Source organism: Pseudoalteromonas sp. P1-9, assembly GCF_001399975.1.
Lineage (GTDB): Bacteria > Pseudomonadota > Gammaproteobacteria > Enterobacterales > Alteromonadaceae > Pseudoalteromonas.
On sequence record NZ_LKBD01000163.1, the window covers coordinates 1 to 273 of the forward strand.

Here is a 273-nt window from a genome sequence, read left to right on the forward strand (position 1 = left end):
CTGCGGCAATGTTTCATCGTCACTGCAGGGCGATCGAGTACGAGACGATATCCGTGTAGCAGCCCGCGCGTTTGACTGCCCGCGGCTCCGTGCCGAATGCACTGAAGCCCAGCGATTCGTACAGCCCGCGCGCGGCAGCGTTGTCCGCCAGCACCGTGAGGGTGAGCGATTCAATGCCTTCCGCGCGCGCAGCCGCGAACGCGGCAAGAAGAAGCTGACGGGCGATACCCTGGCCACGATGGCCAGCATCCACGTGGACACTGTGCACTTCCG

Annotated in this window: 1 protein-coding gene; it reads right to left on the reverse strand. The window is 64.5% G+C overall.

Annotation, left to right across the window (positions count from 1 at the left end; genetic code table 11):
- Nucleotides 1-19: 19 nt before the first annotated feature.
- A partial coding sequence (locus AN214_RS22025; protein WP_144430249.1) for a GNAT family N-acetyltransferase occupies nt 20-273 on the reverse strand: 254 nt, incomplete at its 5' end.